This is a genomic window from Streptomyces sp. bgisy159, assembly GCF_965341775.1.
GTDB lineage: Bacteria > Actinomycetota > Actinomycetes > Streptomycetales > Streptomycetaceae > Streptomyces.
Genome location: NZ_CBDQZH010000010.1, coordinates 157920 through 172360, shown reverse-complemented (window position 1 = coordinate 172360; position 14441 = coordinate 157920). Strand labels below are relative to the sequence as shown.

The 14441-nt window shown below is 72.5% G+C and carries 16 protein-coding genes; 3 read left to right on the top strand and 13 right to left on the bottom strand.

Annotated features, from left to right (window positions below):
* Positions 1-73: 73 nt before the first annotated feature.
* The 3 genes from ACSLTV_RS13125 (at position 74) to ACSLTV_RS13115 (ending at position 2628) form a co-directional block, all read left to right on the top strand.
* Positions 74-1078: a ketopantoate reductase family protein gene (locus tag ACSLTV_RS13125; RefSeq protein WP_435612165.1), complete on the top strand. Its 1005-nt coding sequence runs from the start codon at positions 74-76 to the stop codon at positions 1076-1078.
* 74 nt (positions 1079-1152) lie between these two features.
* Positions 1153-1767 (top strand): TIGR03086 family metal-binding protein, encoded by a 615-nt coding sequence (locus ACSLTV_RS13120; RefSeq protein ID WP_432135778.1) that lies wholly within the window; start codon positions 1153-1155, stop codon positions 1765-1767.
* Positions 1768-1956: 189 nt separating this feature from the next.
* Positions 1957-2628, top strand: coding sequence for a beta-glucanase (locus ACSLTV_RS13115; protein WP_432135777.1), 672 nt, complete (start codon positions 1957-1959; stop codon positions 2626-2628).
* A 47-nt stretch (positions 2629-2675) separates the two neighbouring features.
* Here ACSLTV_RS13115 and ACSLTV_RS13110 read toward each other — a convergent pair whose 3' ends face one another.
* The 13 genes from ACSLTV_RS13110 to ACSLTV_RS13050 all read right to left on the bottom strand — a co-directional run bounded on the left by ACSLTV_RS13110 (position 2676) and on the right by ACSLTV_RS13050 (position 14400).
* Positions 2676-3416, bottom strand: coding sequence for a sirohydrochlorin chelatase (locus tag ACSLTV_RS13110; RefSeq protein ID WP_435612164.1), 741 nt, complete (start codon positions 3414-3416; stop codon positions 2676-2678).
* 6 nt (positions 3417-3422) lie between these two features.
* Entirely contained in the window at positions 3423-4331 is a 909-nt protein-coding gene (locus ACSLTV_RS13105) for an ABC transporter permease (protein WP_432135775.1), read from the bottom strand.
* Positions 4318-5103, bottom strand: coding sequence for an ABC transporter ATP-binding protein (locus ACSLTV_RS13100; RefSeq protein WP_432135774.1), 786 nt, complete (start codon positions 5101-5103; stop codon positions 4318-4320). The genes ACSLTV_RS13105 and ACSLTV_RS13100 overlap by 14 nt, the downstream gene beginning before the upstream one ends.
* A gap of 73 nt (positions 5104-5176) precedes the next feature.
* The gene (locus ACSLTV_RS13095) at positions 5177-6283 is read right to left on the bottom strand and encodes an aliphatic sulfonate ABC transporter substrate-binding protein (protein ID WP_432135773.1); all 1107 of its coding nucleotides are present in this window, start codon (positions 6281-6283) and stop codon (positions 5177-5179) included.
* A 205-nt stretch (positions 6284-6488) separates the two neighbouring features.
* On the bottom strand, positions 6489-7823 hold the full coding sequence (locus ACSLTV_RS13090) for a sulfate adenylyltransferase subunit 1 (RefSeq protein WP_432135772.1): 1335 nt from the start codon (positions 7821-7823) through the stop codon (positions 6489-6491).
* A gap of 2 nt (positions 7824-7825) precedes the next feature.
* The gene (gene cysD, locus ACSLTV_RS13085; protein WP_432135771.1) at positions 7826-8761 is read right to left on the bottom strand and encodes a sulfate adenylyltransferase subunit CysD; all 936 of its coding nucleotides are present in this window, start codon (positions 8759-8761) and stop codon (positions 7826-7828) included.
* Positions 8758-9294: an adenylyl-sulfate kinase gene (gene cysC, locus ACSLTV_RS13080; protein WP_432135770.1), complete on the bottom strand. Its 537-nt coding sequence runs from the start codon at positions 9292-9294 to the stop codon at positions 8758-8760. Before cysC ends, cysD begins: the two co-directional genes overlap by 4 nt.
* 107 nt (positions 9295-9401) lie before the next feature.
* On the bottom strand, positions 9402-10112 hold the full coding sequence (locus ACSLTV_RS13075) for a phosphoadenylyl-sulfate reductase (protein WP_432135769.1): 711 nt from the start codon (positions 10110-10112) through the stop codon (positions 9402-9404).
* Entirely contained in the window at positions 10109-10297 is a 189-nt protein-coding gene (locus ACSLTV_RS13070; RefSeq protein ID WP_432135768.1) for a hypothetical protein, read from the bottom strand. The genes ACSLTV_RS13075 and ACSLTV_RS13070 overlap by 4 nt, the downstream gene beginning before the upstream one ends.
* The gene (locus ACSLTV_RS13065) at positions 10294-11994 is read right to left on the bottom strand and encodes a nitrite/sulfite reductase (protein ID WP_432135767.1); all 1701 of its coding nucleotides are present in this window, start codon (positions 11992-11994) and stop codon (positions 10294-10296) included. Before ACSLTV_RS13065 ends, ACSLTV_RS13070 begins: the two co-directional genes overlap by 4 nt.
* 144 nt (positions 11995-12138) lie before the next feature.
* Complete coding sequence (locus ACSLTV_RS13060) at positions 12139-12222, bottom strand: putative leader peptide (RefSeq protein ID WP_310739661.1); 84 nt, start codon at positions 12220-12222, stop codon at positions 12139-12141.
* Positions 12223-12373: 151 nt separating this feature from the next.
* Positions 12374-12952 carry a GNAT family N-acetyltransferase gene (locus ACSLTV_RS13055; RefSeq protein ID WP_432156278.1) on the bottom strand — a complete coding sequence of 193 codons (579 nt, stop codon included), beginning with the start codon at positions 12950-12952 and terminating at the stop codon, positions 12374-12376.
* A 17-nt stretch (positions 12953-12969) separates the two neighbouring features.
* Complete coding sequence (locus ACSLTV_RS13050; protein WP_435612163.1) at positions 12970-14400, bottom strand: hypothetical protein; 1431 nt, start codon at positions 14398-14400, stop codon at positions 12970-12972.
* Between the last annotated feature and the right edge of the window lie 41 nt (positions 14401-14441).

The window sequence follows — 14441 nt, the reverse complement described above, 5'->3', positions numbered from 1 at the left end:
TCAGCCCCCCTACCGGCCACGGTCGTTCGGCCCTGCCCTCTGCGGCGAGGCCGGCCTGTGCGAGGCTCGGCCCATGCGCTACATCATCATCGGGGCGGGAGCCGTCGGCGGCACCATCGGCGGGCGGCTGGCGGGGGCCGGGCAGGAGGTGGTGCTCGTCGCGCGCGGCGCGCACCACGCGGCGCTGCGGGACGACGGGCTGCGCCTGAGGGTGCCCGAGGGCGAACTGACGTACCGGCTGCCCGTCGTCGAGGGTCCGGACGGGCTGGACGGACTGCGCCCGGACGACGTCCTCGTCCTCGCGGTGAAGACCCAGGACAGCGAGGCGGCGCTGCGGGCCTGGGCCCCGGTGCCGGTGGCCGGCGGAGGCACCGCGGCGGAGCGGCTGCCGCTGGTGTGCGCGCAGAACGGCGTGGAGAGCCAGCGCCTCGCCCTGCGCCGCTTCCGGCACGTCCACGGTGTCTGTGTCTGGTTGCCCTGCACCCACGTCGAACCCGGCGTCGTCTCCGCCGCAGGCACCCCCCTGACCGGCATCCTCCACCTCGGCCGCCATCCGCACGGCGCGGACGACACCACCCACCGGATCGCCGCCGACCTGGAGAAGGCGCACTTCGCGGCGCCGGTGGTGGCGGACGTGGCCCGGTGGCAGTACGCCAAGCTGCTGAGCAACCTGGGCAACGCCCTGGAGGCGCTGACCGGGCCCGTCGACAGCGCCGACGCGAGGGCGCTGTACACCAGGGTGCGCGCCGAGGGTGAGCGGGTCCTCGACGCCGCAGGCGTCCCGTACGCGAGTGCGGAGGAGGAGCGGCGGGCCCGGGGCGGCAGGATGACCCTGGTCCCGCTGCCCGGCGCCCCGCGCGGCGGCGGTTCCTCGTGGCAGTCGCTCAGCCGGGGCACCGGAACCATCGAGGCCGACTACCTCAACGGTGAGATCGTCCTGCTGGGACGGCTGCACGGCGTACCCACCCCGCTGAACGCCCTTCTGCAGCGACTCGCCGACACGTTCGCGCGGGAGCGGCGTCGGCCGGGGCAGATGACCGTGGCGGAGCTGGTCCGCCTCGCCGACGAGGCCGGCTGAGCCGGGCCGGGCCGCCCGCGCGGTGTCGCGTTTCTTCAAGACGCCCGGCGCCGGCCCTTCGTAGCGTGCTCGGCATGACGTACGACGAGGCACACCAGTACATGTCCGAGTGCGCCGCCGAGGCGGCCCGCATCGCCCGCGGGGTCCGGCCCGAGCAGCTGGACGCCCCGAGCCACTGCGCCGGGTGGGACGTCCGGACCCTGGTCGGCCACTGGGTCCTCTACACCTCCCACGGACTGGAACACCGGGCCCGGCGCACCGCGCTGTCCGAGGAGCTGACCTCCCGCGACTTCACCGCCGAACCGGACTGGGCCGAGGCGTACGCCGCCCAGCTCGACCGCGCGGTGGCGGCCTGGGCGGACCCGGCGGTCTGGGAGGGGGAGATCGACCTGGGCGGGGCGATGATGCCGGCCGCCGACATCGCCGCCATGATCATCAAGGAGATGGCGGTGCACGGCTGGGACGTCGCCGCCGCCACCGGCCAGGACCTGCGCGTCTCGGACGGCGCCGCCCGCTTCGTCCTCGACGTGGTCCTGCGCCACGGCGACCTCTACCGCCAGTACGACGGTTTCGCCGACCCGGTGCCGGTCCCCGACGACGCGCCGCCGTTCGACCGGGCCCTGGGCGAGAGCGGCCGGGACCCGCGCCAGGGCAAGGTCGTCCGAGTGGACCACGGAACAGGTCACTGATCGGGTCGGTGCAAGGACCCACCGCGCGCCTGGCGTGAGCGGCGCCGAACCGGTGCTGCCGGGCGCGGGAAACGTACGCTTCACTCACACGCGTGAAAGACGGCGGCGATCCTACGGCGTGCCGCATGCACGAGGAGCAGGTGGGGAGAACTGCCCTGTCCGACGAGGTCCCCGTCGAAGGAGGGCGCGGTGTGGCAGGTCGTCTTCACGGCTGATTTCGCCTCGGAGACCCAGTGGGTCGCCGGGCGTTCGTGGGCCTATCCCGGCGGTGGTCCCACCAATCCGGGTGACAACAAGCTGGATCACCTGACCGATGCCGCTGATCACAGCCGCACCGGGACCTTCCGCGCCACCCGGCGACCCGACGGCCTGTGGGACACCGGCCTGTTGACCACGGAGGGGAGCGCCGAGGGCTTCCAGGTCCGCGCCGGGGACCGGCTCCGGGCCCGGGTGCGGCTGCCCGTCGGACTGGGGGCGTGGCCGGCGATCTGGACGTGGCGGGACGGCGGCAACGAGGTCGACGTGTTCGAGTACCACCCGGACAACCCCGACCTGCTCGAACTGACCAACCACGTACGGCGGTCGGGCGAGTACGTACGCGACGACGCCATCCGTCGCGGAGGCCTCATCGACGTGGGCGTGACCTTCGGCCGGCGCGACGTGGCGTGGTCGCTGAACGGCGAGGAGGTCTTCGCGGACGGGCGCGGCGTGGGCCGCGAATGGCACGCGTACCTCATCGTCAACCTCTCGGTGTCGGCGGGCCGCTACCACCCGCCTCCGGACCCTGACGTGACCGAGCTGTCGTACACGGTGGAGAGCCTCGTCGTGCACCGGCCCACGAGGTGGTGGCCGGCCCGCTGACGCCGTCCGGGCTCCAGAAGGCTCATGAAGATCTCTTCATGAGCCTTCTAGGCGCCGACCGCGGCCGCCAGCGGCAGGCGGGCGGTGTCGTAGCGGCGCAGCAGCAGGCGGGCCACCTCCGGGGCCGGGCCCAGGACCTCGGCCAGGACATCGGCGTCCGCCGCCCCACGCGCGATGCGGTCGGGGAGGAAGCCGGGCGCCAGGACGTACGGCGCCACCGCGACCCGCGCGCAGCCGAGCGCGCGCAGTTCCCGCACCGCGTCCTCGGTGCGCGGCGGGGACGCGGAGGCGAACGCGGGCCGCACGGCGCACCAACCGGTGTGCCGCCACTCCCGCGCGATTGCTGCGATCACCGCGCTCGCCTCCGGGTCGGAGGACCCCGCCGAGGCCAGCACGACCCCGGTCGAGGACTTGTCGGCCGGACTCAGCCCGGCCTCGTACAGGCGGCGCTCCAGAGCGGCCAGCAGCAGCGGCGACGGACCGAGCACCTCGGCCTGCCGGATCCGCAGCCGCGCCGGCGCCTGACGCAGCACCGCCGGGATGTCCGCCTTAGCGTGGAAGGCGCGGGTCAGCAGGAGCGGCAGCGCCACGACGTCCCGCACACCCTCCGCCGCCAGCGACTCCAGCACCCCCGGCACCGACGGCACGTTGAAGTCGAGGAAGCCGGTCTCCACCCGCAGACCCGGGCGCTGCGCGCGGACCCGCTCCACCAGGGCGTGCACGGTCGCGGCGTGCCGCGGGTCACGGCTGCCGTGTGCGACGACGAGAAGAACCGGCTGTCCGAACACGGGCGTTCAGCTCCTCGCCAGCAGACCGCGGCTGCGCAGCACCCACCGCTCCAGCGGACTGAAGATCAGCAGGTCGATCGCGATACCGACGAACAGGATCATGATGATCGCCTGGAACACCATCGCCATGGAACTGGCGTTGCGGCCGTTCTCCAGCAGCGCGCCCAGACCGACGCCCAGGTCGGGCGAGGAGGCGATGATCTCCGCGGCCATCAGGGAGCGCCAGGAGAAGGCCCACCCCTGCTTCAGACCGCCCAGGTACCCCGGCAGCGCGGCCGGCATGACGATGTGCCAGGCGCCCTTCAGCCCCGTCGCGCCCATGGTGCGGCCGGCGCGCAGGAACAGCGGCGGCACCTGGTCGATGCCGGAGACCAGGCCGTTGGCGATGGACGGCACCGCACCGAGCAGGATGACCGCGTACATCATCGAGTTGTTCAGGCCCAGCCAGATCACCGCCGGCGGCACCCACGCCACCGACGGCAGCGACTGCAGACCGGACAGGATCGGCCCGATGGCGGCGCGCACGAACTTCACCCGCGCCACCAGCAGACCCAGCGGCGTGCCGATGGCCAGCGCCAGCAGGAAGCCCAGCAGACCGCGCGAGACGCTGGTCCAGACGAACTCGTGGAGCGTGCCCTCCAGCCACGCCTCGCGGAACTCGGCGCCCACGTCGGCCGGCGAGGGCAGCTTGGTCGGGTCGTCGACGATCTCCAAGGAGATCAGCGCCTGCCAGGCGATCAGGACCACCACGACGGCGACGATCGGCGGCAGCACCTTGTCGATCAGGGTGCGGCGCAGCGGAGTACGGCTCGTCGTCGAGGTCTCCAGGGCGTCCAGGCCCGCCTCCAGACCGCCCAGCTCGCCGCCGCCGTCCTGGTCGCGCGCGGCCGGGTCGGTGGTCTCAGTGCTGGCCATGACGGCGGATCTCCCCACGCAGTACTTCGGTGATCTCTCGGGACAGTTCGGCCACCGGCGCGTCCTCGATCCGCCGCGGCTGCGGGATGTCCACCCGCCACTCACGGGCCACCCGGCCCGGCCGCGAGGACAGCAGCACCACGCGCTGCGCCAGCCGCACCGCCTCGCGCACGTTGTGCGTGACGAACAGCACCGACAGGCCGGTCTCCGCCCAGATCCGGGTCAGCTCGTCGTGCAGCACGTCCCGGGTGATGGCGTCCAGCGCCGCGAACGGCTCGTCCATCAGCAGCAGGTTGCTGTCCTGGGCGAGCGCGCGGGCCATCGCGACCCGCTGCCGCATCCCGCCGGACAGCTCGTGCACCCGCTTGCCGTACGAGCCCCCCAGCCGGACCAGTTCCAGAAGTTCCTCGGCGCGCCCGCGCCGCTCGCCCTTCGCGACCCCCCGGAGCTTCAGGGCGAGTTCGATGTTCTTGCCCGCGGTCAGCCACGGGAACAGGGCGTGCTCCTGGAACATCAGCGCCGGCCGGCCGTCGGTCGTGATGACCCCCGCGGACGGCCTGTCGAGCCCCGCCACCAGGTTCAGCAGCGTCGACTTGCCGCAGCCGGAGGCGCCCAGCAGCGTGACGAACTCGCCCGGCGCGACATCCAGCGAGATGTCGTCCAGGACGAGCTGCTGCCCGGCGGGCCCGGTGAAGGACTTCGATACGTGGTCGATTCGGGCGGCGTGCTCGACGGCCCGGGCGTCCTCGGCCTTGACGGTCGCGATGGCCATGGTCGTCACCTCCTGGGATCTTCGTTGGCTGCAAGCTGGACTGCGGGTCGGTCCGCGGGCTGGTGCACGGGGCTCACCCGGCGCCCAGGCCGGCGTCGTCGACGGCCGGCTCGCCGGCCGCCGCGAGGACCTTGTTGAGCGGCCCGAGGTCGTAGATGCCGGCCAGTTCGGGCCGTTCCAGCAGACCGGCCCGTGCGGCGTGCCGCGCCTGGACGGCGAGCGTCGCGGCCAGCGGGTCGTCGGTGAACCGGATGGACGCCCAGGCCGGGCCGAGCACGTCGGCCGGCAGCGGCTTTCCGGCGTCGGCCTTGAGCTGGGCGTTGGCCGCGGCCTTCGCCTCGTCCGGGTGGGCGTTGATCCACCGGTTGGTCTCGACCGACGCCCTCAGCACCGCCTCGACGGCCTTCGGGTGCTCCGCGAGGAACTTCTGCGACACGATGATGTTCGTGATCACGAACTTCTCGTCCGGCCACAGGTCGGACTCGTCCAGCAGCACCTTCGCGCCCTCGGCCACCAGCTTCGACGCGGTCGGCTCCGGCACCCAGGCACCGTCGACGGAGCCGGACCGGTAGGCGTCGGGCACCACCTTGTTGTCCGTGCGCACCACCGACACGTCGCCCTTGCCGCTCTGGGCGTCGACCGTCCAGCCCTGTTCGGCGATCCAGTCGAGGAGGGCCACGTCCTGGGTGTTGCCGAGCTGCGGGGTGGCGATCCGCCTGCCCTCGACGTCCGCCGGGGTCCTGATCTTCTCCGGGTTCACCACCAGCTTCACCCCGCCCGAGGCGGAACCCCCGATGATGCGCAGGTTGCGGCCCTCGGACCGGGTGTAGCCGTTGACGGCCGGGGACGGCCCGATCCAGCCGATGTCCAGGGAGCCCGAGTTCAGCGCCTCGATCTCGGAGGGTCCCGCGTTGAACACCTGGTACCGCGCCCGGGTGGCGCCGAGGGCCTTCTGGAAGAAGCCCTCGTGGTGCGCGACCAGGGCCGTCCCGTGGGTCAGGTTGCCGAAGTAGCCGATCCTCACGGAGTCGAGTCCGTCGATCTTCTCCGCCCCGGCCGCGATCTGCTGGCGGGCGTCGGCGTCGACGGCCTTGGAGCCGTAACCGCAGGCGGCGAGCAGCAGCAGGGGGAGCACGGCGAGCACCGCGAGCGTGCGGCGGGGCACGGGGGTGGCAGGCACGGGAGGGGTTCCTCTCGGTGGCCCGGCGGTCACGGTCTCAGAGCGTGGCCGGGAGGTCGGCAGGGCGTTTTCGTCGATGACGACGGCTGCGGGTGTACGTCATCGCGCACATCGCGCTACCCCGCCCTGCCCGCAGCCCAGAGCGCCGCTGCCGACGCGGCCGCCCTCCTTGGCGAACGTGGACCAGTAGTCGGTGGGATGCATGTCAGAAGTCCCACCCGTCGTCCTCGGCGCCGTCCCGGACGGGCTCCGGGGCGGCGAAGGACTCGCCGACCATGCCGGCGGTCAGCGTGGTGCCGTCGGCGGGGTCGATCAGGATGAAGGAGCCGGTGCGGCGCGAGTCGGCGTAGGAGTCGACCGGCAGCGGCTCGGCGGTGCGGATCTTCACCCGGCCGATGTCGTTGGCGGCCAGCTGCCCCGGGTGCGGGTGCAGCGACAGGTCGTCCAGCGTGAGCCGGGACGGGATGTCCTTGACGATCGCCTTGACCGTGCGGGTGCCGTGCTTGAGCAGCACCCGGTGGCCGACGGTCAGCGGCTGGTCGGCGACGTGGCAGACGGTGGCCTCGACGTCCTGCGTGGTCGGCGGCGCGTCCTTGCTGGGCACGATCAGGTCGCCGCGCGAGACGTCGACGTCGTCCGCCAGCAGCACCGTCACCGACTGGGTGGTCCAGGCGACGTCGACCGGGCTGCCCAGCAGCTCGATCCCGGCGATCTTCGTGGCGCGGCCGGACGGCAGGATCGTCACGTCCTCGCCGACGTGGAAGGTACCGGCGGCGATCTGGCCGGCGTACCCCCGGTAGTCGGGGTGCTCGGCGGTCTGCGGCCGGATCACGTACTGCACGGGCAGTCGCGCGTGGCAGTGCGCCAGGTCGTGGCTGACCGGGACGGTCTCCAGGTGCTCCAGCACCGTCGGGCCGCCGTACCAGTCCATGTGGGCGGAGGGCTCCACCACGTTGTCGCCCTCCAGCGCCGAGATCGGGATCGCGGTGACCTCGGGAACGCCCAGCTCGGTCGCGTACGCCGTGAACTCCTCGGCGATGGCCGCGAACACGGACTCCTGGTAGCCGACCAGGTCCATCTTGTTCACGGCGAGCACGACGTGCGGGACGCGCAGCAGCGCGGCGATCGCGGCGTGCCGGCGGGTCTGCTCGACGACCCCGTTGCGGGCGTCGACGAGGATCACCGTCAGCTCGGCCGTGGAGGCGCCGGTGACCATGTTCCGGGTGTACTGCACGTGCCCGGGGGTGTCGGCCAGGATGAACCGGCGGCGCGGCGTGGCGAAGTAGCGGTAGGCCACGTCGATGGTGATGCCCTGCTCGCGCTCGGCGCGCAGACCGTCGGTCAGCAGCGCCAGGTCGGGCGCTTCCTGGCCGCGGTTGCGGGACGCGTGCTCCACGGCCTCCAGCTGGTCGGCGAGGACCGACTTGGAGTCGTGCAGGAGCCGGCCCACCAGGGTGGACTTGCCGTCGTCGACGGAACCGGCGGTGGCGAACCGCAGCAGGGTGGTGGCCGAGAGCGCCTCGGTCGTGGTCGTGCTCATGTTTAGAAGTACCCCTCGCGCTTGCGGTCTTCCATCGCGGCCTCGGAGAGCTTGTCGTCGGCGCGGGTGGCGCCGCGCTCGGTGAGCCGGGAGGCGGCGATCTCGGCGATCACGGCGTCCAGCGTGGTGGCGTCGGAGTCGACGGCGCCCGTGCAGGACATGTCACCGACGGTCCGGTAGCGGATCAGCCGCTTCTCGACGGTCTCGCCGTCCTTCGGCCCGCCCCACTCGCCGGCGGTCAGCCACATGCCGTTGCGGGCGAACACCTCGCGCTCGTGCGCGAAGTAGATCTCCGGCAGCTCGATGCCCTCGCGGGCGATGTACTGCCAGACGTCCAGCTCGGTCCAGTTCGACAGCGGGAACACCCGCACGTGCTCACCGGGCGCGTGCCGGCCGTTGTACAGGTTCCACAGCTCCGGCCGCTGGCGGCGCGGGTCCCACTGGGAGAACTCGTCCCGCAGGGAGAACACCCGCTCCTTGGCCCGCGCCTTCTCCTCGTCGCGCCGGCCGCCGCCGAAGACCGCGTCGAACCGCTCGCTCTGGATCTTCTCCGTCAGCGGCAGCGTCTGCAGCGGGTTGCGGGTGCCGTCCGGGCGCTCCTTGAGGACGCCGCGGTCGATGTAGTCCTGCACGGAGGCCACGTGCAGCCGCAGCCCGTGCTCGGCCACCGCGCGGTCGCGGTAGTCGATGACCTCCGGGAAGTTGTGCCCGGTGTCCACGTGCAGCAGCGCGAACGGCACCGGCGCCGGCGTGAACGCCTTCAGCGCCAGGTGCAGCATCACGATGGAGTCCTTGCCACCGGAGAACAGGATCACCGGGTTCTCGAACTCCCCGGCCACCTCACGGAAGATGTGGACGGCCTCGGACTCCAGGGCGTCCAGGTGGGAGAGGGCGTACGGGCTTTCCGTGTCCTCGTGGACGGCGGCGACGGTCGTCATGCCAGTCCCCTTTCGGTGAGCAGGGCGTACACCGACGCCGCGGACTCCTGCACGGTCTGGTTCTGGGACTCGATGCGCAGGTCGGGCGTCTCGGGCTCCTCGTAGGGGTCGTCGACCCCGGTGAGTCCGGTCAGCTCGCCCGCCGCCTGCTTGGCGTACAGGCCCTTCACATCGCGTACGGAGCACACCTCGACCGGCGTGGCCACGTGCACCTCCAGGTACGCGGTGCCGCCCTGCTGGTGGCGCTTGCGCACGGCCTCACGGCTGTCGGCGTAGGGCGCGATCACCGGGACGAGCGCCTTGACGCCGTTGCGGGCGAGCAGTTCGGCGAGGTAGCCGATGCGCTGCACGTTGGTGTGCCGGTCCTCGCGGCTGAAGCCGAGGCCCGCCGAGATGAACTCGCGGATCTCGTCGCCGTCGAGCACCTCGACGCGGTGGCCCTCCGCGCGCAGCCGGCCGGCCAGTTCGTGGGCGATGGTGGTCTTGCCGGCGCTCGGCAGCCCCGTGAGCCAGACGGTGGCTCCGCTCGTCACGTGAGTCTCCTGAGTCGTGGTGGTCGTCTGCGCCGTGGGGCGCGTCACTTCGGTCACAGCAGTAACAGCCGCGGCTGTGGATGCCGTGTGTGCGCCGTGGGCGGCGGTCATGCGTGCAGTCCGCACTCGGTCTTGGCGCTGCCGGCCCAGCGACCGGCACGGGCGTCCTCGCCCGCCAGGACCCGGCGGGTGCAGGGCGCGCAGCCGACCGAGGCGTAGCCGTCCATCAGCAGCGGGTTGGTCAGTACGCCGTGCTCGGCGACGTAGGCGTCCACGTCGTCCTGCGTCCAGCGCGCGATCGGCGAGACCTTGACCTTCTGCCGCTTCTCGTCCCAGCCGACCACCGGGGTGTTCGCCCGGGTCGGGGACTCGTCGCGGCGCAGCCCGGTCGCCCACGCCTGGTAGCCGGTGAGACCCTCCTCCAGCGGCTGGACCTTGCGGAGCCTGCAGCACAGGTCGGGGTCGCGGTCGTGCAGCTTCGGCCCGTACTCGGCGTCCTGCTCGGCGACCGTCCGGCGCGGGGTGAGGGTGATGACGTTGACGTCCATCACCGCCTCGACCGCGTCCCGGGTGCCGATGGTCTCGGGGAAGTGGTAGCCGGTGTCGAGGAACACCACGTCCACGCCCTTCAGGACGCGGGAAGCGAGGTGGGCGACCACCGCGTCCTCCATGGACGAGGTCACGCAGAAGGACGTCCCGAAGGTGTCCACCGCCCACTGGAGGATCTCCAGCGCGGAGGCGTCCTCCAGGTCGCGCCCCGCCTGCTCGGCGAGTGCCTTCAACTCATCGGCCGTGCGCTCCTGCTGAGCCGCCGTCATGTCCGGTCCCCTCCGTTTTCGGCCTGCCGCAGACCCCGGGCGAGCAGTCCGAGGAACTTCAGCTGGAATGCGCGGTTGCAGGCCCCGCACTCCCAGGTGCCGTGCCTGCCCTCCCCGGCTTCGCTCGGCCGGAGGTCCTCGTCGCCGCAGTAGGGGCAGTAGAAGGGCGCCGCGCGCTCGCTCACGACAGGGCCTCCTCGGAGGCGCGGGCCGCCCAGGCGGCGAACCGCTCGCCGTCCTCGCGCTCGGCCTGGAACCGCTTGAGGACGCGCTCGATGTAGTCCGGCAGTTCCTGCGCCGTCACCTTCAGGCCGCGCACCTTGCGGCCGAAGCCGGGCTCCAGGCCGAGGGCGCCGCCGAGGTGCACCTGGTAGCCCTCGACCTGCTCGCCACGGTCGTCGACGACCAGCTGGCCCTTGAGACCGATGTCCGCCACCTGGATACGGGCGCAGGCGTTCGGGCAGCCGTTGAGGTTGATGGTGATCGGCTCGTCGAACTCCGGGAGGCGGCGCTCCAGTTCGTCGATCAGCGTCGAGCCGCGCTGCTTGGTCTCCACGATGGCGAGCTTGCAGAACTCGATGCCGGTGCAGGCCATGGTGCCGCGCCGGAACGAGGACGGCCGCGCGGTGAGGTCCAGCGCTTCCAGACCGTCGACCAGCGAGTCGACCTGGTCCTCCGCGACATCGAGGACGATCATCTTCTGCTCGACCGTGGTACGCACCCGGCCCGAGCCGTGCGCCTCCGCCAGGTCGGCGATCTTCGTCAGCGTGGCGCCGTCGACGCGGCCGACGCGCGGCGCGAAACCGACGTAGAAGCGGCCGTCCTTCTGACGGTGCACGCCGATGTGGTCGCGCCACTGCTGGACGGGCTGCTCGGGGGCGGGCCCGTCGAGCAGCTTGCGCCCGCCGAGGTACTCGTCCTGAAGGACCTGGCGGAACTTCTCCGCGCCCCAGTCGGCGACCAGGAACTTCAGCCGGGCCCGGTTGCGCAGCCGGCGGTAGCCGTAGTCCCGGAAGATCGAGATGACGCCCTCGTAGACGTCGGGGACCTCGTCGATCGGCACCCAGGCACCGAGCCGTACGCCCAGCTTGGGGTTGGTGGACAGGCCGCCGCCGACCCACACGTCGAAGCCCGGGCCGTGCTCGGGGTGGCGGACGCCGACGAACGCGACGTCGTTGATCTCGTGCACCACGTCCAGCAGCGGTGAACCCGAGATGGCCGTCTTGAACTTGCGGGGGAGGTTGGAGTAGGCCGGGTTGTTCAGCACCCGGCGCTTCATCTCCTCCAGGGCCGGGGTGGCGTCGATGATCTCGTCCTCGGCGATGCCCGCGACGGGGGATCCGATCATCACGCGCGGGGTGTCGCCGCAGGCGGTCACCGTGGACAGGCCCACCGCCTCCAGCCGGTTCCAGATCTCGGGGACGTCCTCGATCCGGATCCAGTGGTACTGGACGTTCTGCCGGTCGGTGATGTCGGCGGTGCCGCGCGCGAACTCCTGGGAGATCTCACCGATGACCCGCAGCTGCGCCGTGGTCAGCGCGCCGCCGTCGACGCGGACGCGCAGCATGAAGTACTCGTCGTCCAGTTCCTCGGGCTCCAGGACCGCGGTCTTGCCGCCGTCGATCCCGGGCTTGCGCTGGGTGTAGAGGCCCCACCAGCGCATCCGGCCGCGCAGGTCGCTGGGGTCGATGGAGTCGAAACCCCGCTTGGAGTAGATCGTCTCAATGCGTGTCCGCACATTGAGACCGTCGTCGTCCTTCTTGGCCTGCTCGTTGCCGTTGAGCGGGGTGAAGTGGCCCATGGCCCACTGACCCTCACCGCGGTGACGGCTCACCTTGCGGCGGGGCGCGGAGGCGGCAGGATTCTGCGGGGTGGCGGCCATCGTGAATACGTCCTTCGGGACTGTCGGGACTTCGAGAAAAACTGCAGAACGGCTCTGACCTGCGCATACGGGCGCACGAGTGCGTTGCCGTGCGCCTCGTCGCGCACAGGGAGACCAAAGGGGGATGCGGCGGTGCTGTGGGCGTCAGCTCGCCGGACAGATGGCGCTGGACATGCGGCCGAGGTCGACGTGCCGCCGACTCACCAAGGCAATTCCAGTTCCAGGCATGACGGAAGCGTGTCATGGCGATCTGGACACAGTCCAGCTTTGTCCAAAATGCGGACACCCTTGTCCCGAAGAGTGGGACAAGGGTGGTGTCGGTCACATGGCGCGGACGAGGGGTTGTCCGCGCAGGTCGGGCGCGGTAGGCGCCGCGGTCTCAGCCGGCCTCGGGGTGGGCGCCCGGCCACGGCCCCGGGGCCGCCACCGCGCGCTGCTCCTCCACCTTGGTGTCGAACAGCCGGAAACCGCGCCGCTGGTAATTGGCCATGGCGTGCTCGCCGTCCAGGCTGCAGGTGTGCAGCCACACCCGCTTGGTCTCGGCCAGCCCCGGCCAGCGCTCCGCGAGGTCCCACGCGCGGGCGGTGCCGTACGACAACAGGTGCCCGCCGATGCGCCGGCCCCGGAACGCCGGGATCAGGCCGAAGTACTCGATCTCCACGACCCCGTCGTCCCCCGGGGTCAGCTCCACGTACCCCGCCGGTGTGCCCCGCTCGTAGGCCACCCAGGTCTCCACCCCCGGACGCGTCAGGTGCTCCCGCCACCGGGCGTACGACCAGCCCAGCCGGTCCACCCAGCGGATGTCCCCGCCCACGGACGCGTACAGGAACCGGCTGAACTCGGGGGAGGGCACCTCGGCGCGCGTCACCACCACCTCCTCGTCGGGTGCGGCGGCGGGCAGCAGGTCGGCCGGGGAGGTCTGCTCCAGGGACCAGGTGGTCACGGGGATGTTGCTCATGCCGGTCAGACAACCATCTACTCGGCCGATCTGTCGATGTCCGCCAGCTCCAGCGCGAACAGCGTCCGCCCCGACTGCGCCCACACCTCGCCGGTCCGGGGCCAGTAGGACAGCGACCGGGTGAGCCCGCTCCAGCAGCGGTGGACACCCGAGCCGCAGGTCGGGGAGCGCGCTCCCGCTCCGTCCTGCCGCCACAGCGTGCCGTGCTCGTGCCCCGGGGCGGCCGCCCGCGTCACGTACCAGGCGCCGTCGCGGGCCAGTACCCCGCGCACCCCGGTCGCCTTCGTCTCGTACACCTCGTCCGGCACCGCCCGCCCCGCGGCGTCCGTGACGAGCGGCCCGGAGCGCTCCGGCACGGCGCTGAACGCGTAGCGCCACAGGCGCGCTCGCCCGTCGCCGTCCGGGGTGGTCCGCTCGGCGGCGACCAGGCTGGGCGGGGTGGTGCTGCGGTCCAGCGACACGGAGGCGGTGGAGGGGGTTCCCGGGCCTCCGGCCGGACGGTAGGTGCCGACCGCGGGCAGGACGAACCGGGCGTGGTGCGCCGACCAGCCGCCGGGCACCCGGCCCACGGCGTCGCCGGGCGCGGTGGCCCGGTGGATCCGGTTGACGTCGTACACGTACAGCGCCGTGCGGTCGCCCTCGTCGGCGGTCACCAGCAGCCGGTCCCGGAACCAGACCATCCCCGCCACCCGCGACTCCAGGGCCCGGTAGTCCCGGCCGCCCTCCACGGGCACGACGAGCAGCACCCACGTGTAGCTGAGCCGCTCCGGATCGTCCGCGTCGACGAAGGCGACCCGAGCCAGACGGCCGCCGCCGTCCCTGCCACCGGGCCCCGGCGCGCCGTCCGGTACGACGGCGTCCCCGGCCTCGGCGGCACCGCTCGCGCCCGCCTCGTCCGTCGTGCCGCCCGCCTCGGTCGTCGTGCTCCCCGCGTCGGACGTCCCGTCCGGCTCCGTCTCGTCGCCGACCGTCGACCAGCCCGCGAGGATCACCTGGTGCGCACCCCAGCGGCCGTCGTCGGAGGCGTCACCTGAGGTGGTGACGGCACCGGCGTGCCAGCCGCGGGTGTCCTCGGCGTCCCAGCAGTACGCCCGGGTGGCCGCCGGCGCCTCGGGCAGCGCGCCCCGCTCATCGGGGGCGCAGTCGTCGGCGCCGCGCAGCGTGTGGTCGGCGTCGGCCAGCACCTCCCCGACACCGAGGGGGCGCCCCATGGCCGAGGCCAGCCGGTCGAGGGCGGCGCGCGGCACCGGCTCCTCCGCCAGCCGCGCCGCGCCGGCCTCGGCGCCGGTGGCGGCGAGGGACCTCAGTGCCCCGGGATCGTCGGTGACCGTCGCCTGGGACGCGCTGATCAGCGTGGCGGCGCCGGTGAGCGCCAGAGCGGTTCCGGCCAGGAACGCGCGCAGCGCCCTGCCGCGCCTGCGCCGGCGGTGTCGGCCCCGATGCTTCATTCGTCCTCCCGAGGCGAGCCAACTGCGCCCGGTGGTCCGTA